Consider the following 20,185-nt stretch of genomic DNA (forward strand, 5'->3'; position numbering starts at 1 on the left):
TCATGCGAGAAGATGCATGGGGTCTTCGTTCATAAAAGTATGAATCGATCAGCCTCGGAGGCGATAAAAGTGCAGATCTTGCACTTTTATTGTTTTTGGTCTCCGTATATTTTGAAAGGGGGGTGAACCCAATAAGAGGAGGGATGTATGATGTTCAAGAAGCGGAGGACCTTGCGCTTCGGTCTGGCGCTGTCGACCGTTCTGGCGCTGCTGGCCGGGCTGCTGCCCGCGACGCCGGCGAGCGCGGAGACGGCGGCCGCCGCGGCGGTGTACCACGTATCGCCGGATGGGGACGACGCCAATCCGGGCACGTCCGAAGCTCCGTTCCGCACGATCCAGAAGTGCGCGGAAGCGGTGTTGCCCGGGGATACGTGCTTGATCGCGTCGGGTACATACCGGGAGACGGTCACGCCGGCGAGGAGCGGCTCGGCCGACAAGCCGATCACGTTCCAAGCGGCTCCGGGAGCGACCGTAATTGTAAGCGGCTCCGAGCCGATCGGCGGCTGGCAGCAGCACGACGGCAACGTCTATGCGGCCGATCTCCCGTGGAGCCTCGGGCACGAGAACCAACTGTTCGTCGTCGACGGCGCCGACGTCACTCCGCTGTGGGAGGCGCGATGGCCGAATATTAGCGAGTACAGCTTGCCGGCGTTGCAGCAGGGGGTAGGCGTCGCGTCGGCCGGTTCGGCGATCACGCTTACGGATCCCGATCTGACGCAGCCTAACGATTACTGGAAGGGCGCCACGATCTGGGAGCGGGGCGGCGACGCGTATGTCGGCAAGACCAGCAAGGTGACGGGCTTTAACAGCGCGACCCATACGCTGACGTATGAAGCCCAGGCGGGGAATTACGATTATATGTGGCCCAAGGCCGGCAGCACGTATTACCTCATGGGCATTCTCGGCGAGTTGGACGCTCCTCACGAATGGTATGTGGACGCGGCGGCGAAGAAAGTGTATCTGTGGGCGCCGGACGGCGGGGTACCGTCGAACGTCGAGGTGAAGAAGCGGCATACCGCGTTTAATCTGAACGACAAGTCATACATTCATCTTTCCGGACTCCAGGTGTTCGCGGCCAACATTCCGATGAACAACGCCCATCACAACGTGTTGGACGGCTTGAAGGTGCTCTACCCTTACTTTTCCAATTATTCGCAGGGCACGTCCATTCCCCACCAGCTCACCGGAGGGATCAATGTAGCCGGCACTTATAACGAAATTAAGAACAGCACGATCGCTTATTCGACCGGTACGCTGGTCAATCTGGACGGCAGCCATAACCGCTTGGTGAACAACGACATCCATGACGGAAGCTATATGGCGGCTTACGATCCTCTGGTCAAGCTGTCGAGCGGCGACGACAACCTGATCAGCCACAACTCGCTCCACGATTCGGGCCGATTTATCCTGTATTGGCGAATGGGCAACGGGGAGATCGCGTACAACGACATCTACAACGGCATGTGGCTGTCGCGGGACGGCGCCCAGATTTACAGCTGGGGCACCGACATGGGCAACACCGAAATTCACCATAACTGGATTCACGACAGCCAAGGCACCGACATGAGCGTCGGTCTTTACTTCGATAACTTCACGCAGAACTCTGTCGTGCATCACAATGTAATTTTCGAAAATGACGTCGGCATTCAGCTGAACACGCCGGGCAATTACCACCTGATCTACAACAACACGGTCGCAGACAACCTCGGCGGCATCGGCTACTGGGGCACGGCCCCTTATGACAAGGAACTCTACGGGACAAGGGTGTTCAACAACATCTTCACCGATCGAGTGTCTTTGACGGCCGATACGGCCAGCGGGTACAACACGCTGACGGAGGCGGGTGTGGGCTTCGCAGATCCCTCCGCGCATAATTACCGACTGACGGAGGGCTCGACGGCGATCAATTCGGGCGCGGTCATTCCGGGCATTACGGACGGGTATGTCGGCGCGGCGCCGGACGTCGGCGCGTACGAATTCGGCGGCGCGGATTGGACGGCGGGCCATAATTTCGCGAATCCGCCCGTCGCGGCATTGACTCCGATCGAGACGCCGTATATGAACAAAGTTCGGAACAGCGGCTTCGGCTGGGGCGTGGATTCGTATTGGACGGTGCGGTCGACGGGCTCGGCATCGATCCTGCAGGTGTCGAATTCGGGCTCGGCCGCCAGCAAGCGAGGCTTTCAGTCCAAGCTGCAGCTCGCGGGCGGCGGCGGCGTAGAGCAGCTCATTGAGGGCTTGAAGCCGAATACCGATTATGTGCTTACGGGTTGGATGTATAACGATCCCAACCATACCGTCTCCTTGAGCGTTAAAGATTACGGCGGGGCGGAAATGACCCTTACCGCGAACGAAACGGAGTATGTCCGTAAGACGCTTACGTTCCGGACGGGAGCTACGGACACAACCGCATTGGTGCAAATCGTTCAAGGCAGCCCGGCGACCGGGTTCTCGTACGCGGACGACATCGGGGTGTACGAGGCGACGCCGTTCGATCCGGGCGTCAGCCAGACGCTGCTGGATACGGTGCAGCTTACGTCGCCGACCTTGATTTATACGGAAGGCGAGCAGGCGACGCTGACGTTGAACGGCAAGCTGCGCAACGGAGCCGTTGCCGACTTCTCGGCCGCGAGCTTGGAATTCGCGTCCAGCGACGAGAGCGTCTTGCGGTTCGACGGGGCGACCGGCGCCGCGGCGTCGTTCACGGCGCTCTCCGAAGGTCAGGTCATCGTCACGGCGAAGGTGACGATGGACGGCATCACGAGAGCGACGACGGCCGTCGTTACGGTATTCCCGGACGTTCCGCCGCCGGTGGGCACAGACTGGTCGGTTCGGCATTACGGCCCGACTAGCCGCGGATTCGCGACCGTCGACGGTTCCGAGCTAACGCTAGTCGGCATGGGCGAGAACGTCTGGAACGCTTCGGACGACTTCGTGTATTTGAGCAAGAGCTTCGAGGTGGATCCAGAGAATCCGGAGGTGACGCTGACGGCGACGATCGATTCGTTCAGCGCGGCCGATCCGGCTTCGATCGGACTAATGATCCGGGATCGGGATACGGCCGATTCCAAGCATGTGCATTTCCGCCTGGACGGGAACGGACAGGTGATGCGGTACGTTTTCCGGAATGAAGAGAGTATCTTGGACGCGCAGAAGCCGCCCGCCCAACAGAAGTATTGGGGGTCGCAGTCGGGCCTGCTCATGGATTATGCCGGCAAGAGCATGATTGCGCCTTTCAAGCTGAAGCTGGTAAAGCAGGGCAATACCGTCGCCGGGTATTACTACAAGAATCAGACGTGGATGTACATGGGGAAGACGACTGTAGAGTTTACCGGCAACACGTTCTTGGCGGGCATCGGCATGTATACGGGCAAGGATAAGCCGCCGGCGAAGGCGGTCATCTCCGATCTAGCGGTCACGATGGGCCCGATTACGACGCTGCCGCCGACAGATCCGACCGACCCGACCGACCCGACGGATCCGCCGCCGCCGAAGCCTCCGGGGTATAAGAACGTGGCAGCGGGCCGGACGTCGATTACGAGCAGCTTGCCGCTCAATACGGCGCGATTGACGGACGGCGACTTCAACACTTTCGCGAATATCGATGTGCCGGGCCCACAATGGGTGGTCATCGACTTGGGCGCAAGCTACAAGCTCGACGCGATCAAGCTGTGGCACTATTATGCCGACAACCGAGTGTATCGCGACGTCATCGCGCAGGTGTCGGATGACCCGACCTTCGCGAATTTCACGACGGTGTTCAATAACGATAAGGACAATTCGGCCGGTCAAGGCACCGGAACCCACGACGAATACGTCGAGACGGCGGATGGCAAGAAAATCGAGTTCGAACCCGTGGACGCCAGGTATGTGAGGTTATGGACGAACGGGAGCAATAAGAACGCCTCGCATCATTACGTCGAGGTGGAAGTATACGGATCGCCGCTCGCCGCGCCGAAGCCGCCGGGGTATGCGAACCAGGCGCAGAACCGTACGCAAATTACGAGCAGCGCGCCGATCAATGCGGTACGGCTGACCGACGGGGACAAAACGAACTACACGGGCATGGAAGCGCCCGGGCCGCAGTGGGTACAAATCGACCTCGGCCAAAGCTACAGCCTCGACGCGATTAAGCTGTGGCACTATTTCGCGGACGGCCGGAAATACCGCGACGTCATCGCGCAGGTGTCGAACGATCCGACCTTCGCGACCGCAACGACCGTATTCAATAACGATAAGGACAATACGGTTGGATTAGGCGCGGGAAGCCACGATGAATACGCGGAAACGGCGGACGGCAAGACGATCGAGTTTTCGCCTGTTAGCGCTCGGTACGTGCGGCTCTGGACGAACGGGAGCGATAAGAACGCCTCGCATCATTACGTCGAGGTGGAGGCGTGGGGCGCGCCGATCGTCCAACCGAAGCCGCCGGGGTACGCGAATCAGGCGCTCGGGAAGACGGATATTGCCAGCAGCAAGCCGATCAACCCGGTACGATTGACCGACGGGGACAAAGCGGCCACGGCCTATACGGGTATGGATGCGGAAGGTCCGCAGTGGGTTCGCATCGATCTGGGCCAGAGCTACAGCCTCGACACGATTAAGCTGTGGCACTATTTCGCTGATGGCCGAACGTATCGCGACGTCGTCGTGCAGCTGTCGAGCGATCCGAGCTTTGCGACGCACACGACGGTATTCAATAACGATACAGACAATTCGTCCGGCCAAGGCGCGGGCGCCGACGACGAGTACGCCGAGTCCGCGGACGGCAAGACGATCGAGTTCGAGCCTACGACCGCAAGGTATATTAAGCTCTGGACGAACGGGAGCAGCCGGAACGCCTCGCATCACTATGTGGAAGTGGAAGCGTGGGGCGTGCCGATCGACGAGACGGCTCCCGCTACTACCGCAACGGTCGAAGGGGAGCCGACGAACGGCTGGCACCGCACGGATGCGACGGTCACGCTTGCGGCGACCGACAGCCTGTCGGGCGTAGAGGAGACGCAGGTTCGGCTCGGGGCGGACGGCGCATGGGCGCGGTACACCCAGCCGATCCTGCTGAGCGATGAAGGAGTTCACGAAGTATGGTACCGATCTTCCGACAAAGCCGGCAACGTGGAGTCGGCGAAGTCGATCGTCGTACGGATCGACAAGATGGCCCCGACGTTCCAGTTGACCGCAGGCGGTCGCATCCTGTCGGAGGGAGATAGCTTCGAGGATTTGCTGCCGCTTGGCTTTGCCGCTTGGGACGATGGGTCCGGTCTCGCCTCCGTCACGCTGTCGGTCTACGGAACCCAAGTCGCGATCGACCCGCTTGCGCCTACAGCGGAGATCGATATGGTCGGCAAGCCGGGCAGCCATACGGCGGCAGTCTTCTTGGTAGATGCCGCCGGGAATACGTTGGAGACGTCGTTCGCCTTCACCGTGACGACGAGCCTGGATTCCATGAACGCGCTGATGGACCGCTATCGGCAAGACGGCGAGCTAACCGGCCCGTTGTCCGCTCAACTGGGGAACAACCTCGATCAGGCCCGGCATCACATGGATCAGGGGAGACCGGAGCAGGCGGCAAAACATCTAGAAGACTTCATCAAGCATATGTCGAACCCTGCGCTTGAAGCTCACATCGGCGCAGCGGCCAAAGCGGCGCTTCAGGCCGACGCCGAGTTTTTGATCGAGGCGTGGACGTAAGCGCAAGGGGAAGGAGCATCTCGCATGGAGAAGCAAGACGACTGGTTGATCACAAGATGTCTCAGTTCCTTGGAGAAGGTATTTGCCGACGAGGAATTAAGCGCCGAGCCCTTTCATCGGGGCTCCGCGCTGCGGGGGGAAACCTACGCGTTCCAGGTCGCCTACCGCGCGGCTGCGCAGACCAGATTGATTACGGTGAGCGTAGAATCGCCGCTGAGCGAATCGATCGCGCTGCGGGTCGTCGGCCTGGTACCGTCGGAGCTGCCGTGTCAACGCGCCCATGACGAGTACGTGCTTCGGACGACAGCGGGTCTGTATCCCGACCCGCTGTTCCCGATCGAAGGCCCGGACGCAAGCATCGGCGCGTTCCCGGGCACGGTTACGGGCATTCACTATCAATGGCGTTCGATTTGGGTGACGGTAGAGCTGGACGACGACGCGCCGGCGGGCGTTCACCCCATCGTCGTCCGGTTCTCGGACGCCGCCGGGGAGCGGCATGCGGAAGAATGCTTCGAGCTGGAAGTGCTGGAGGCCGCCCTGCCCCCGCAGACGCTGATCCACACCGAATGGTTCCATAGCGATTGCTTGGCGAACTACTACGGGGTGGAAGTGTTTAGCGAGGCCCATTGGGGGCTCATCGAGCATTATTTGAAGACGGCGGTTCGGCACGGGATGAACATGGTGCTTACGCCGGTGTTCACGCCTCCGCTGGATACCCAAGAAGGCGGGGAGCGTCCCACCGTCCAGCTCGTGGACGTGAAGAAGGAAGGCGATTCCTATACGTTCGGCTTCGAGCGGCTGGGGCGCTGGATCGAGCTCTGCGACCGGGTCGGGGTGCGTTACTTCGAATTCTCCCACCTGTTCACCCAATGGGGGGCGAAGCACGCGCCGAAAATCATGGCGGAGGAGAAACGGGAGGTCAAGCGGATTTTCGGCTGGGAAACCGATGCGACCGGGGAAGCTTACAAGACGTTCCTCGGTCAGTTCCTTCCCGCGCTTACGGCCTACATTCGGGAGCATGGCCTCGAGAAGCGCAGCTACTTTCACGTCTCGGATGAACCGTTCCTCGAGCATTTGCCGTGGTACCGCAGTGCAAGCGAGCTTATGCAGTCGTACTTGGGGGAATTCCCGATCATCGACGCGCTTTCGAATCTCGAATATTACGAGCAAGGACTGGTCAAGCGTCCGATCCCGGCCAACAATCACATCGAGCCGTTCTTGGAGCGGGGCATTCCGGAGCTGTGGACGTACTATGCCTGCGCGCAGTATCGTCTTGGAGAATCGAATCGATTCTTCAACATGTCGTCAGCCCGCAATCGCATACTCGGAATCCAGCTGTATAAGTTCCAGATGGCCGGATTCCTGCATTGGGGCTACAACTTCTGGAATACGCAATATTCGCTTCGGGCGATCGACCCGTACCGCGTGACGGATGCGGGCTGCGCCTTCCCATCGGGCGACGCGTTCCTCGTGTACCCCGGCGCGGAGGGACCGGTCGAGTCGATCCGGCTGGAGGTGCTGAACGAGGCGATGCAGGATCTTCGGGCGCTGCAGCTGCTCGAGAGTCTCGTCGGGCGCGAGCGGGTGATGGAGCTGATCGAGGACGGGCTCGAGGAGTCGCTTACCTTTTACCGTTATCCAAGGGATGCAGCCTGGCTGCTACGGCTTAGGGCGTCGGTCAACTCGGCGATCCAGGCAGCTTTGGTCGGCGTCGGTTAAGCGGCGGGGGCGGCGAAACATTATTTAGATGTATCGGTGTAAAAACCTTTCCGCCAACAAGCGGAAAGGTTTTTTTGCAATTAATGACCAAAGGAGTATCCGGTAAGCAAAGCATGCGCGGCGTGGTGGCGTGGTGGCGTGGTGGATCAAGTGCACCGCGATGGTGTAAAAATTGCACCGCCTTGGTGCAGAAAGTGCTGCACGGCGGTGCAGTTGGCGGGCAAAGCGTGCGCGGCGTGGTGGCGTGGTGGATCAAGTGCACCGCGATGGTGCAAAAATTGCACCGCCTTGGTGCAGAAAGTGCTGCACGGCGGTGCAGTTGGCGGGCAAAGCGTGCGCGGCGCCAAAGCAAGTACCACTCCCGCTTGACCATAGAATACTCCAACCGGTACGGGAGCCCGGAATGGTCGGCGTTGATCCGGCCGCCTTTCACTTTGTAGGTAATCCGAATCCCGCTCTTCCGCAGGATGAGCCGACGCAATGTGCGAAGAAGCGGGAGGTACACCTGCTTCTCAAGGCTGCGCGCTTTCTCGATCAAGTGAACCGACACGTCCATCGCTTCATCGCCCTCGAGCATCGTTCGCAGCTTCGATAACGTATCCGCCGTGAACGCATCGGCCGCCGCGGGGTGCAAGCATCGTCTTGAGCCATGCCCGCTCCATCGAGGTGACCATGAACATGCCGGAGTCTTCCAGGCGGGAGACGAACTGATGGTTGAAGATCTTTTCAAACAGACGCATAGTACGCCTGAATCTCCTTCCATTCGGCGATCATGTCGTTGTGGAGGCGACGAGGCTCGAGCACTTCGCAGCTGGAGCCGAAGCTCCGCAGCCACGGCCGGATTTCGGTCGTTCCGTTGACGGTAATTTCATACAGGAGTGACGCCGCAGTCGCCCCTAGAACGTTTAGGGATTTCGTTCGAAAACAGGATCGGCTGAACGTTACGCTGCCTCCGATGTCGTTAGTCGTGCTAGAAATCTGAGCCTTTAACCTGAGGAAAGCGAAGGGTTTGCGTTTGTATCGTAAGCCGAATCGCTTTTTTAATTTCGGGTGAATGACCCCGGTGTTGTTCGGCCACACGTCCTCCGAATTTTCAGCGTTCCGAGTGTCAAGACGATGGACGAATTCGAAAGTTGGCTGCCGGCATGTTCGGGGACGCCGCGAGGAGCCTTGCGCTTTGGGAGACGCAGGCGGGCAGCCTGGAGGAAGTCGTTAATAGGGTTCCAGTCGACCCGTCTTATGCACTCGCCAACCTTCTACAAGGTCATCGCGGATATGCCAGCAATGTTCGTTTGTGTTAGAATGGGAAAAAAGACGAGGTGCCGCGATGTTGCCATTACAAAGGAAACAAGCGTTAATCGCCTACCTGGCCGATAGAGGCGCTGCCACATTGAAAGAGTTGAGCGACCGATTCGGCGTCTCCGAGATGACGGTTCGTCGCGATTTGAACGAGCTGGAGCAAGAAAATCGGATCCGTCGTTCCCATGGCGGGGCCGTCTACCTGAAGCCGGAGCAGGAGATCGGCCAGGACGAACCGGAGATGACGGCCAAACAAGCCATCAACCGGGACGTCAAGGATCGGTTGGCCGCATATGCCGCGCAGAAGTTTGTGCGCAGCGGAGACACCGTCGTGCTGGAGAACGGTACGACGGTATCGCGCATGGCCGAACGGCTGGGCCATCTGGAACAGTTGACGCTGCTTACGAACGGCATCGATACGCTGAGTCGGTTCCGCCCCTACGCAACCGACAAGCGGGCAATCATTAGCTGCGGAGGCATGCTGAGGGACATATCCGGCACGTTCGTCGGTTCGGTGGCGGAAGAGTTCTTCTCCCGCTATCATGCGGACACGCTATTTTTGTCAGCGCTCGGCTACACGCCAGAGACGGGGTTTACAGACCCGAATCTAATGGATACGCAAGTCAAAAAAAACATGATCCGCTCCGCGAATAAGGTCGTGATGCTGCTCGACTCCTCTAAAATCGGCAAGCGTTACTTCTCGCCGGTTGCGACCTTGGCGGACATCCATGTTTTCGTAACGGACAGCGGCTTACAACAAGAAGATCGGGAACGCATTGAGGAGAGCGGCGTGGAGCTGCACATCGTATAGAGGCCGCGGCATCTGTTTCCGAATCATTGGTGGTATATATTGACGATGGGTATGTTCATTTGTGTTAGTTTATGTTATCTTGTGATAAACAAACACAAAGGAGTTGCACTGTTATGTCATCTCGCTATGATAAAGAACCCATTGTCGCCATTCGAGGACGGGAAGATGAGGCCTGGGAGGGGTACGAAGCGATCGGCCGCGAGCTCGCCGCCGCGGTCAAGCGTCTGGGGAAGAAAAAAACCGTGGTCGTTCTAGAATGTTACCCCGGCGTTCGGCAGGAGGAAATCATAGCGGGATGCCGGCAGTCGCTCGAATCGGTAACGATCGTTCAAGCCGAGGAAGCGGCGCTGGCTCCCGATGAAGTCGATCGCAAAGTCGAACGTTATCTCACGGATGACCGCGTCTTCGGTTATATGGCGCCGTTCCAGATCGAAGAGTTCTATGATCCGGAGCGGATCGACGTATTGCGAAGCCGGATCGATGCGGCGGGGGACGGCATCGTGCTTGCGGTCGGTTTCGGCGCTTCGCTGATCGCTCGGGGAGACCTATTCCTCTATGCCGATCTGGCGCGCTGGGAGATTCAGCAACGCTATCGCTCCAAAGAACTCGGCAATTGGCGCGCGGGACGTCGCGAGGATGATATCCTGCGCTTGTACAAGCGGGGATTCTTCTTCGAATGGCGCATGGCGGACCGGCTGAAGAAGAAGCGGCTCGGCGAAATCGACTACTATCTGGATACGAACGTTAAGGATTCGCCCAAGATGGTCACCCGTCAGGCGCTGTTCGATGGAATGGCCCAAGCGGCTAGCCGGCCGTTCCGGTTGGTTCCTTATTTCGATCCCGGCGTATGGGGGGGCACGTGGCTGGAGGAGCGGATCGATCTGCCCAAGCGCGAACATCCGTATGCCTGGGGATTCGACGGCGTGCCGGAGGAGAACAGTTTATACTTTCAGTACGGCCCGGTTCGTCTGGAGCTGCCGGCGATCAATCTGGTGTTCTTCCGATCGATCCAGTTGCTCGGCGAGAAGGTATACGCGCGGTTCGGCGCGGAGTTCCCGATCCGGTTCGACTTCCTGGACACGATCGGCGGTCAGCCTCTAAGCCTGCAAGTCCATCCGACGACGGAGTATATCCGCGATCGCTTCGGCATGCACTATACGCAGGATGAGAGCTACTACATTCTGGATGCCGTTCCGGGGGCGCAAGTGTACCTTGGACTTCAGGAGAACGTCTCTCCCGAAGAGATGATGACGGATCTGCGCAAGGCGCAGGAAGGCGGATATTCGTTCCCGGCGGAAAAGTATATCAATACGTACCCGGCGGCCAAGCACGACCACTTTCTCATTCCCGCCGGAACGGTGCATTGTTCCGCGCCAGGCTGTATGGTGCTGGAGATCAGCGCCACGCCGTACATTTTCACCTTCAAACTATGGGACTGGGATCGGTTGGGACTCGACGGCAAGCCCCGCCCCGTGCATCTGGAGCATGGCGAGCAGGTGATTCGCTGGGATCGGACGTCGCCATGGATCGAGGCGGAGTGCGCGAACCGCATCGAGCCGATCGGGGAAGGAGCGGGCTGGAAGGAAGAGCGGACGGGATTGCACGAGCTTGAGTTCATCGAGACGAGACGGCATTGGTTCTCCGAACCCGTCGTGCACACGCAGAACGGCAGCGTCCACATGCTCAATCTGATCGAAGGCGAAGAAGCGACCGTCGAAAGCCCGGACGGGGCGTTCGAGCCGTTCGTCGTCCGTTATGCCGAGACGTTCATCGTGCCGGCTTCCGTAACCTCTTACACGATTCGACCGAGCGGACCGAGCGAGGGCAAGACGGTAGGGACGATCAAGGCTTATGTTAGGGCGTAGGAGGCGAGACGCATGACATCGTCTTTGATCGTGGCGTTCGATGTCGGAGGGACGGAAATTAAAGCCGCCGCTTTAGCGGACGGGAGAATCGCGGAAGGGACCGTCGGTCACTACGAAACTCGGGCCGGTCTGGCTGCCGGGCCGATGATCGCCCGCTTCGTAGACATCTTCGCGGATATTCTCGACAAGGCCGGGCCGGATGCCGCGGCGGACGGCTTGGGGGTCGCTTTCCCCGGACCGTTCGATTACGAGGAAGGCGTCAGCCGCATCCGCGGCTTGGGCAAGTTCGACTCGCTGTACGGCTTGCCCGTCGGTCGACTTCTCCAGGAAGCGCTGCGCGCGGACGAGCGAACGGGCGGGCGGCTTACGCCGCGCTTTCGCATCGCCTTCGAGAACGACGCGGCGTTGTTCGGCCTGGGCGAGACAGGACCCGGCGGCGCGGCGGAAGGCGCGGATCGCGCCGTCTGCTTGACGATCGGAACGGGGCTGGGCTCTTGCTTTCTGGAGCGCGGACGACTCGTGAAGCATCGCGACGACGTGCCTGCCGAGGGTTGGCTTTATACCGTACCTTACCAGGATGGGATCGCGGATGACTATATCTCCCGCAGAGGCATCCTGCAGCTGGCCGCCGGGCTCGGTTCGAATGCGGAGCATCTGGACGTTCGGGAGCTGGCAAGTCTGGCGGACGCGGGCGACGAGGAGGCGCTGCTGTTGTTCGAGCGATTCGGGCGGCGGATGGCGGACGTTCTCCTCCCTTCGTTGCTCCGCTTCCGGCCCGATCGCATCGCGCTCGGCGGACAGATCTCCAAGAGCGCGCATCTATTCGTGCCCGCCTTCCGGGAGGCGGCGGCGACGGCCGGTTTGCATGCCGATATCCGGGTCAGTCGAGATACGTTGTCCAGTACGCTTCTTGGCGTGTACGGGCTTATAAATAAGACCGTCCAATAACGAAAAAAACCGATACGAATCGCAAAAATATAGTCTACCGATCCATTCTCCCTGACGCTATACTGTCGAAAGTATAGAAGTGAACATCTCACATTAAGGGAGAAGAGTCCATGCAAACCGGCAGAAAAAAGTGGAAAATTTATGTGATTCATCACTCTCACACCGATATCGGTTACACGGAAAGACAGGAAAAGATCGAGCAATACCACGTCGACTTCATCAGGCAAGCGGTGGACATCTGCGAAGCCTCGCATAAGGGAGAACGTCCGGAGTGGAAGGGCTTCAAGTGGACCTGCGAGACGTTCTGGGCCGTCGAGAAGTTTCTGGAGGAAGCGTCCGACGCAGAAAAGGAACGGTTCGTCGCCGCCCTGCACAGAGGCGATATCGAGCTGTCGGGCACGTACTTGAACATGACGGAGCTCATCCAATACGAGCTGCTTGCCGAGATGGTCGCGAGAGCCGGGAAATTCGCAGAGCCTTACGGACTTCGCGTCAGATCGGCGATGACCGCGGACATTAACGGCTACAGCTGGGGATACGCAGAGGCGTTGGCCGATGCCGGCATCGAGCACTTGCTGAGCTGCATCCATACCCATCACGGCATGTTCGCCATCGGCCGCAAGCAATTTCCGTTTTACTGGGAGGCGCCGAACGGCAAGCGTCTGCTCGTATGGAGCGGCGAACATTATATGATGGGCAACGACTTGGGGCTCAATCCGGACGGCACGTTGTCCTATACGATCCGGGACGAGACGCCGGTCTGGGGCATTGCCGAAGACCACTGGAAGCTCGCGGAGACGAGAGTCTCGCGTTATCTCGAGCAGCTGGACAAGGAAGGCTATCCGTACGATTTCGTATTGGTCAACGTCATGGGGCTGCTGCGGGATAACGCGGCTCCGAACGGACGGATCGCGAGCTTCGTTCGCGAATGGAACGCCAAGCACGGGGACCGCGTCGAGCTCGAGATGACCACGCTGAACCGTTATTTCGACCTCGTGAAGCAGCAAGACGCGGAGATCCCGGTGTACCGCGGCGACTGGCCCGATTGGTGGTCCGACGGCGTAGCCTCGACGGCGATGCATACGCAAATTTTCCGCAATGCGCAGCGCACGCTGTCCGTCGTCAAGCGGCTCGACCCGGAAGGCAAGAGCGTCCAAGCGAACGAGATGAAGGAAGCCGAGCAGCAATTAATCATGTACGCCGAGCACACCTGGGGGTATCATTCCTCGATCTCCGAGCCGTGGCATCCGATGGTGCAGGAATTGGGGGTTCGCAAGGAGGCATACGCCGCCAATGCGAGCCGTCTGGCGTACCGCTCGCTGGATAAGGTGCTGCGTACCCAAGGTGATGCGCTGCTGCGGGCGAACCGGGCGTTCACGTACACGGTCGTCAATTCGTTCGACTACCCTGTGGAAGATCTCGCCTTCTTCTATCTGGAAGAGCAGTGGGAAGCGGATTACTTCCGGAATGGCTTAGAGGTCGTTGACGAACAAACCGGGGAGGTCGTCCCCCACCAACAGGAGAAGGTGAGCCGAGGCTACCAGATCGCCATTATGGCCAAGCTGGGCGCGCGGGAAGAGAAGCGGTACGCGATCCGCAGCGCAGCGGCTCGCGCAGCGGGACGCACCACCAGCAGCACGCGCTTGATCGGCAACGACCGGATTCAAGACGTTCGGGATCTCCTCCCGCTGGCACAGGATCCGGATCGGATCATGATCACGGAAAACAGCATCGAGTCCGCCGACGTGCGCATCGCTTGGCAGCGCGGAGCGGGGATCGTCTCGTGGGTCAATAAACGGACAGGCAAGGAACTTATCGATTCCGAACAGGCCTGCGGCGCCTTCACGCCGGTCTACGAAGTGACCAAGGGCGAGCACGGCGATCAGACGACCGTCAGAAGAATCATGGGCAGAAACCGCAAAGGGATGAACGTCCAGCGCGACTTCGGCCGACTCAGCGGCGTAAAAGCCATTACGAACGGCGCATTGTATGGTATCGTGGAGCTCACGTATCAAGTGGAAGGTATGAGTCACTACTCGCTCTTCCTGAAGGTGTACAAAGATCAGCCCCGGGTCGACGTATCCGTCCGCATGCACAAGACTAGCGTCTGGGAACCCGAGAACGTATACGTATCCTTGCCTTTCCTCCGGGAGGACAACGGCGAGCTGTGGCTCGAGAAGGCAGGGGCGGCGATCCGGCCGGGAATCGATCAAATCCCGGGCACATTGACCGACTTCTACTGCATTCAAGAAGGGCTGGCGTTGGTTGCGCCGACCGGCGGACTGGCTCTCGCCACGCCGGATACCCCGCTGATGCAGACCGGGCCGTTGGAATTCGGCGAGAGAAGAGTCCAGGGCCAGGCCCCGCAAGAAGAACGCAAATCGTTGTACGCCTGGGTGCTGACCAACTATTGGGAGACGAACTTCAAGGCGACGTTAGGCGGTTTCTACGAATTCCGCTACACCCTTCAATGGGGCGAGCGATTCTGTACGGCAGAGCAGGCCGTACGCGCGAACCACAGCGTCAACGCGGGGACGGTAGCATTCAGAAGCAAATAGTCCGACAAGCATAAGAAGGGCGATATCTCTCTGCAGAGAAGCCCTTTTTGTGCTTGTGCGAGAGGAAGGAGCGATTCGATGCAACGCATTCTGATCGTCGACGACGAGCGAATCGAACGGGAAGGCATTCGCAATCTGATCCGCAAGTTGGAGCTGGAGCTGGAACCTATCCTGGCCGAAAACGGAGAGGCTGCGCTCGAGATCGTGCGAAGCGAGCCGGTGGATATCGTCATCACGGATATTAAGATGCCGTTCATGGACGGTCTGGAATTGTCGGAAAAAATCCGGGAGGAGAAACCGGACATCGAGCTTATTATTTACAGCGCCTTCAACGAATTCGAATACGCAAGGAGAGCGATGCGCACCAATGTCTCGAATTACTTGCTGAAGCCGATCCAGGTGCCTGAATTCCTGGCGGCGGTCCATCGGGCGATGGATGCTTGCCTGGAGAAGGAGGCCGACAAAGCTCGCGAGCGCGAGCTGCTCGAAGGCTACCGGCGAGGCATGGTCTACGAGAGGGAAAAGATGCTGCTGGACGCGATCAACGGGACCAAGCCGAACAAGCCCTCCGCGGTCTCTCTGCAAGAGGGCGACGCCCCGGAACGGGAATGGATCCATCTCTTGCTGGCGGAGTGTCCGCGTCCGTTCTTCGATATGCATAACGACGATTTCTACGCGATGCTCGGCGAACGCATCCCCCTCCCGTTCGACTATTTGAACGTGAACGAAAATCAGAGCCTCTTGTTCGTCCGCAGCTCCGTTCCGCTGCCGAAGGAGATGCTCCGATCGCTGGCCGAGACGATCGCCTCCGGCACCGCGGAACGGTACGAACAGCAAGTGAGACTGATCGTCGGCGCCGCGGCCGACGGATGGGAAGGCGTGCATAACGCCTACTGCGGCATCGAGCGCTTGCTGGAATTTACGTTTTTTATGAATGACGACGCGATTTTGTTCGACGGCGAGCAGTTCGCCGGAGCGGCCGTCGACGAGGTCGAATTGCAGTCGATCGCGGACAAAATTTACCAATGCCTGGACTACGGTGACATGCGGGGCGCGAAGTACGGGGTCGAGCTGCTGTTCTCTTACTTGAAGACGAAAGGGCAATTCTCCTCGCTGTACACCAAATTTTTATGTTCGGAAATTATGAGCAAAGCGGTGGGCAAAGAACACAGGAACAACTTGAGCGTCATTAACGATTATTTGGACAAAATTACCCGATCGCCTTCCCTGCACGATTTGAAAGATTTGATGTTCGACATGTTCGATCTCTTCGAATCCGGCGCCGAATCGAAGGGGAAGGGCGAATCTACGAATAAAATCATCGAGGGAATCAAACAGATGGTCGAGGAACATTACGATCAGGATCTCTCCCTCGAAGGGATTGCGGAGCAGGTGTATTTAACGCCTAGCTATTTAAGCTACCTGTTCAAGAAGGAAACCGGGCAAAGTTTGATTCGGTACATTACCCAGGTCCGCATGGACAAAGCCGTGACGCTGCTCAGAGACACGAACATGAAGATCGTCGATATATGCAAAAGGTTGGGGTACCGAAATTCGAACTATTTTATCCAGTCCTTCCGTCAGCATTACGGCGTCACGCCGGCGAAATTCAGAGATAAAAATCCGTAAAAAAACGATTCAAATCAAAAATATGTGAGATAGAAGGCGTTTCCATCGGACTGGTATGATGAACACGTAAACAAGTTCAATCACTGGAGGTTGGGTCATGAACAGAAAAAAATGGCTTGTCTTGCTCAGCGCTGCGGCGCTCCTCGGCATGACGGCTTGCAGCGGCGCGAACGACGGTTCATCGTCCGGTGCGACGACAGAGACGCCGGAGACAGCGACAGAGACGACGGACAATGCACAGCAGCCGGCTGATGCCGCCGTCGAGGACGGGCCGTTCGCCGCGTATGAGGACACCGTCACGATTACGCTGGGACGGCAAGGCGTATCCGGCAACAACTTGCCCGACGGGGACACGCTGGAGGATAACGAGTACCTCCGGTACGTTGAGGAGCGGCTCAACGTCGACATCAAGTACGAATTCTCCGTCGAGGATCTGGACGCATACAATCAGAAGGTTACGCTCGCGATCGCCAGCAACAGCATTCCCGACGTGATGATCGTCAACGAACAGCAGTTCCATCAGCTGGCGAAAGCCGATATGCTGGAGGACCTCACCGAAGTGTACGAGAACTACGCTTCTCCGTTGATCAAGGAGTACTACGATTCGTATTCCGGGGACCGCGCGCTCAACACCGGAAGAATCGACGGAAAGCTGTATGCGCTCCCGAATACGAATATCGACGGGAACTTCCAGCTGCTGTGGATTCGCCAAGACTGGCTGAACAAGCTGAATCTTCAGCTGCCGAAGACGGTAGACGATGTGAAGGGCATTATCCAAGCGTTCGTCGAGCAGGACCCTGACGGCAACGGTACGAAAGATACGGTCGGTCTGCTCGGGGATCCGAGCATCGTCGGCGACGGCGGATTCTTCACGTTCGACCCGATCTTCAACGCATACCATTCGTACCCGAAGAGCTGGTTCAAGGATGACCAAGGCAATATCGTCTACGGCTCCACGACGCTGGAGACCAAGGAAGCGCTCGGCGTACTGCGCCAGATGTATGCCGACGGACTGATCGACATGGAATTCCTGACGCGGAAGTGGGAAGACAACGCCGGTCTCGTATCGAGCGGGCGCGCAGGCATCCTCTTCGCGCCGTGGTTCGCCGGCTGGGCGATGTCCGACGCGGTCAAGGCCAATCCGGAAGCCGACTGGGTGCCGGTGGCCGTACCGCTCGACGATGCGGGCAAGCGCAACTTCGTGCCGTCCGTCCCATCCGGTTCGTTCCTGGTCGTGAAGAAAGGCGCGAAACACCCGGAAGCGGTCCTGAAAGTGCTGAACGTGGAATACGAAGGCATCCGCTTGATCGATCCCGCGGCCCAAGAGCTGTACAAAGGCCAAGGCGTAGGCTGGCTGAACTACCCGCTGAACCTGCAGCTGGACTTCCAGGATGCGCTGGCCCGCGATATCCCGATCTACGACAAGGTGCTTAAGGACAAAGACACGACCGGTCTGCCGGCGCGCATTATGCCTCGCGTGGAGGCGATCTTGAAAAATCACGAAAATCCGAAGCAGGATATGGTCGCGTACGCGGATTCGTTGGCGTTCTATACCGCTGCCGCGGTCACCGGCGCCAAGGAAATGAATCGGATCGAGCCGATCTTCTACGGCAATACCGAGACGATGCTCAAGCGAGGCGCAAACCTGGAGAAGCTCGAGAAGGAGACGTTCCTGAAAATTATTTCCGGCACTTCTCCGTTAGACGAGTTCGACAAGTTCGTCTCTACCTGGAAATCCATCGGCGGGGACGATGTCGCCGAAGAGATCGCGGAAATCGTCAACAATCGGTAATCGTCAGGGGCTGCCCGCACGCGAGGCGGCCCCTTCCTTCTTCTTGAAACAAACTTACGCATGGGTGGCGATGCAATGAGAAACCAGACCTTTATCCGGAACTACCACATCATGTTGATGCCCGGCATCTTGCTGTTGATCGCGTTCAGCGTCATTCCGATGTTCGGCATCGTGATCGCGTTTCAAGATTTTCAACCGACGCGCGGCATCTTCCGTTCGGAGTGGATCGGCTGGGAGAACTTCGAATACATGTTCGCCTTACCTGACAGCCGATCGATATTCGTCAATACCATGGTAATCGCTTCGCTGAAGATCGTCTTCGGCATGGCCGCTCCGTTCCTCTTCGCCTTGCTGCTTCATGAGGTCGTCAGCACGAAGTTCAAGCGGATCGTGCAGACGATCGTCTATTTGCCTCATTTTATGTCGTGGGTCATTCTATCCGGCATTCTTATTAATTTGCTCAGCTTGGAAGGCGTCGTCAACCAAGTCGTGCAATTTTTCGGCGGAGACCCGATTCTATTCCTGCAGAGCAACGTCTGGTTTCGGGTCGTGCTCGTCGCCAGCGACGTGTGGAAGGAATTCGGCTTCAACACGATCATCTATATCGCCGCGTTGACTTCGATTAACACGAATTTATACGAAGCGGCGGCGATCGACGGAGCGAGCCGGTTCCAACGCCTGCTCTATATTACGATTCCCGGCTTGCTGCCGACGGTTATCCTGCTCGCGACGCTCGGGCTGGGGAACGTGTTGAACGCAGGGTTCGAACAAATCTTGAACTTGTATAATCCGATCGTCTACGAGACGGGAGATATTATCGATACGTACGTGTATCGCGCGGGGCTGCTGGAAATCCAGTACGGCTTGGCTACGGCCGTCGGCTTGCTGAAATCCGTCGTCAGCTTCGTCTTGATCGCGGTCTCTTACCTCCTTGCCGCCCGCTTCGCTAATTACCGCATCTTTTGACGGGAGTGACGATGTCTATGATTCGTGGAACGAACCGATTCGTCGATCTGACGATCTATTTGATATTGAGCCTGATCGCGCTTCTGTCCATCGCTCCGATGCTCAATACGCTGGCGATCTCGTTCAGCGGGAAAATTCCGGCTATGTCCGGGCAAGTGTTCTTCTGGCCGGTCGAATTCAACCTGAACGCGTACGAGTCCATTCTCCGCGACCGCAGCTTCTTCGTTTCGTTCGGCGTGTCGGTGCAGCGCGTGCTGCTCGGGGGAGCGATCAACTTTATCATTACGATCCTGATGGCTTATCCGTTATCCAAGTCCGCCAAGCTGTTCCCCGGCCGGAACGTGTATATGTGGTTCGTCATTTTCTGCATGCTGTTCAACGGCGGGTTGATTCCTTGGTATATGACCATCTATTCGATGGGCTTGCTCGATACGATGTGGGCGCTCGTGCTGCCGACCGCCGTTCCTGTGTTTAACGTCATCTTGCTCATGAATTTCTTCCGGGGCATTCCGAAAGAGCTGGAGGAAGCGGCGAATATGGACGGAGCGGGGCCTTGGAAAATTTTGTTTTCCATCTTCCTCCCGACTTCGCTGCCGGCGCTGGCCACCGTTACGCTGTTTTCGATCGTCGGGCATTGGAACGCCTTCTTCGACGGGATGATTCTGATGAATTCGAAGGAGAACTGGCCGCTGCAAACGTACATTCAGCAGCTCATCATCAGCGTCAACTCGATCATGAATACGACGGATCCCGAAGAGATCAAACGGTTGACGAATATGTCGAGCCAGCTGCTCAATTCCGCCAAGGTCATGGTGTCTATGGTGCCGATCCTGCTCATCTATCCGTTCCTGCAGAAATACTTCGTGAGCGGCATCGTGCTCGGCGCGGTGAAGGAATAATGAAACGG

11 protein-coding genes and 1 pseudogene are annotated in these 20,185 nt (G+C 58.2%); 10 read left to right on the plus strand and 2 right to left on the minus strand.

The annotated features are described in order from the left end of the window. Positions 1 to 147: 147 nt before the first annotated feature. Together FE782_RS12955 and FE782_RS12960 are read left to right on the plus strand one after the other, a co-directional pair. Positions 148 to 5,691, plus strand: a complete 5,544-nt coding sequence (locus tag FE782_RS12955) for a galactose-binding domain-containing protein (protein WP_138194522.1) — start codon at positions 148 to 150, stop codon at positions 5,689 to 5,691. A 24-nt stretch (positions 5,692 to 5,715) separates the two neighbouring features. Then, positions 5,716 to 7,410 (plus strand): DUF4091 domain-containing protein, encoded by a 1,695-nt coding sequence (locus FE782_RS12960; protein ID WP_138194523.1) that lies wholly within the window; start codon positions 5,716 to 5,718, stop codon positions 7,408 to 7,410. Between the two features lie 560 nt (positions 7,411 to 7,970). On the opposite strand, the gene FE782_RS33180 is transcribed toward FE782_RS12960, so the two are convergent. Then, the gene (locus FE782_RS33180) at positions 7,971 to 8,150 is read right to left on the minus strand and encodes a hypothetical protein (RefSeq protein ID WP_202914527.1); all 180 of its coding nucleotides are present in this window, start codon (positions 8,148 to 8,150) and stop codon (positions 7,971 to 7,973) included. Beyond that, positions 8,137 to 8,292: pseudogene (locus FE782_RS12970) on the minus strand (WCX domain-containing protein); the annotation flags it as partial. The gene FE782_RS33180 and the pseudogene FE782_RS12970, both read right to left, overlap by 14 nt. 445 nt (positions 8,293 to 8,737) lie before the next feature. Here FE782_RS12970 and FE782_RS12975 point away from each other — a divergent pair. The 8 genes from FE782_RS12975 (at position 8,738) to FE782_RS13010 (ending at position 20,177) form a co-directional block, all read left to right on the plus strand. After that, positions 8,738 to 9,520, plus strand: coding sequence for a DeoR/GlpR family DNA-binding transcription regulator (locus FE782_RS12975; protein ID WP_138194524.1), 783 nt, complete (start codon positions 8,738 to 8,740; stop codon positions 9,518 to 9,520). A gap of 113 nt (positions 9,521 to 9,633) precedes the next feature. Then, positions 9,634 to 11,385: a class I mannose-6-phosphate isomerase gene (locus FE782_RS12980; RefSeq protein WP_138194525.1), complete on the plus strand. Its 1,752-nt coding sequence runs from the start codon at positions 9,634 to 9,636 to the stop codon at positions 11,383 to 11,385. A 12-nt stretch (positions 11,386 to 11,397) separates the two neighbouring features. Next, positions 11,398 to 12,333, plus strand: coding sequence for an ROK family protein (locus tag FE782_RS12985; RefSeq protein WP_138194526.1), 936 nt, complete (start codon positions 11,398 to 11,400; stop codon positions 12,331 to 12,333). 110 nt (positions 12,334 to 12,443) lie between these two features. After that, positions 12,444 to 14,891 carry a glycoside hydrolase family 38 N-terminal domain-containing protein gene (locus FE782_RS12990; protein WP_138194527.1) on the plus strand — a complete coding sequence of 816 codons (2,448 nt, stop codon included), beginning with the start codon at positions 12,444 to 12,446 and terminating at the stop codon, positions 14,889 to 14,891. Between the two features lie 78 nt (positions 14,892 to 14,969). Beyond that, a complete protein-coding gene (locus tag FE782_RS12995) occupies positions 14,970 to 16,520 on the plus strand; it encodes a response regulator transcription factor (protein ID WP_138194528.1) in 1,551 nt (516 codons plus the stop codon). Between the two features lie 97 nt (positions 16,521 to 16,617). Further along, the gene (locus tag FE782_RS13000) at positions 16,618 to 18,312 is read left to right on the plus strand and encodes an extracellular solute-binding protein (RefSeq protein WP_138194529.1); all 1,695 of its coding nucleotides are present in this window, start codon (positions 16,618 to 16,620) and stop codon (positions 18,310 to 18,312) included. Between the two features lie 75 nt (positions 18,313 to 18,387). Further along, on the plus strand, positions 18,388 to 19,278 hold the full coding sequence (locus FE782_RS13005; RefSeq protein ID WP_138194530.1) for an ABC transporter permease: 891 nt from the start codon (positions 18,388 to 18,390) through the stop codon (positions 19,276 to 19,278). A 17-nt stretch (positions 19,279 to 19,295) separates the two neighbouring features. Then, complete coding sequence (locus FE782_RS13010) at positions 19,296 to 20,177, plus strand: carbohydrate ABC transporter permease (RefSeq protein ID WP_138194531.1); 882 nt, start codon at positions 19,296 to 19,298, stop codon at positions 20,175 to 20,177. Positions 20,178 to 20,185: the final 8 nt, after the last annotated feature.

This window comes from Paenibacillus antri (genome assembly GCF_005765165.1).
Taxonomy (GTDB): Bacteria; Bacillota; Bacilli; order Paenibacillales; family YIM-B00363; genus Paenibacillus_AE; species Paenibacillus_AE antri.

Excerpts from the sequence above, each read along its gene's own strand:
- FE782_RS12960 (WP_138194523.1), top strand. The coding sequence starts at position 5,716 with ATGGAGAAGCAAGACGACTGGTTGATCACAAGATGTCTCAGTTCCTTG.
- FE782_RS13000 (WP_138194529.1), top strand. The coding sequence starts at position 16,618 with ATGAACAGAAAAAAATGGCTTGTCTTGCTCAGCGCTGCGGCGCTCCTC.
- FE782_RS12990 (WP_138194527.1), top strand. The coding sequence starts at position 12,444 with ATGCAAACCGGCAGAAAAAAGTGGAAAATTTATGTGATTCATCACTCT.
- FE782_RS12980 (WP_138194525.1), top strand. The coding sequence starts at position 9,634 with ATGTCATCTCGCTATGATAAAGAACCCATTGTCGCCATTCGAGGACGG.
- FE782_RS13010 (WP_138194531.1), top strand. The coding sequence starts at position 19,296 with ATGATTCGTGGAACGAACCGATTCGTCGATCTGACGATCTATTTGATA.
- FE782_RS12955 (WP_138194522.1), top strand. The coding sequence starts at position 148 with ATGATGTTCAAGAAGCGGAGGACCTTGCGCTTCGGTCTGGCGCTGTCG.
- FE782_RS33180 (WP_202914527.1), bottom strand. The coding sequence starts at position 8,150 with ATGCGTCTGTTTGAAAAGATCTTCAACCATCAGTTCGTCTCCCGCCTG.
- FE782_RS12995 (WP_138194528.1), top strand. The coding sequence starts at position 14,970 with ATGCAACGCATTCTGATCGTCGACGACGAGCGAATCGAACGGGAAGGC.
- FE782_RS13005 (WP_138194530.1), top strand. The coding sequence starts at position 18,388 with ATGAGAAACCAGACCTTTATCCGGAACTACCACATCATGTTGATGCCC.
- FE782_RS12985 (WP_138194526.1), top strand. The coding sequence starts at position 11,398 with ATGACATCGTCTTTGATCGTGGCGTTCGATGTCGGAGGGACGGAAATT.
- FE782_RS12975 (WP_138194524.1), top strand. The coding sequence starts at position 8,738 with ATGTTGCCATTACAAAGGAAACAAGCGTTAATCGCCTACCTGGCCGAT.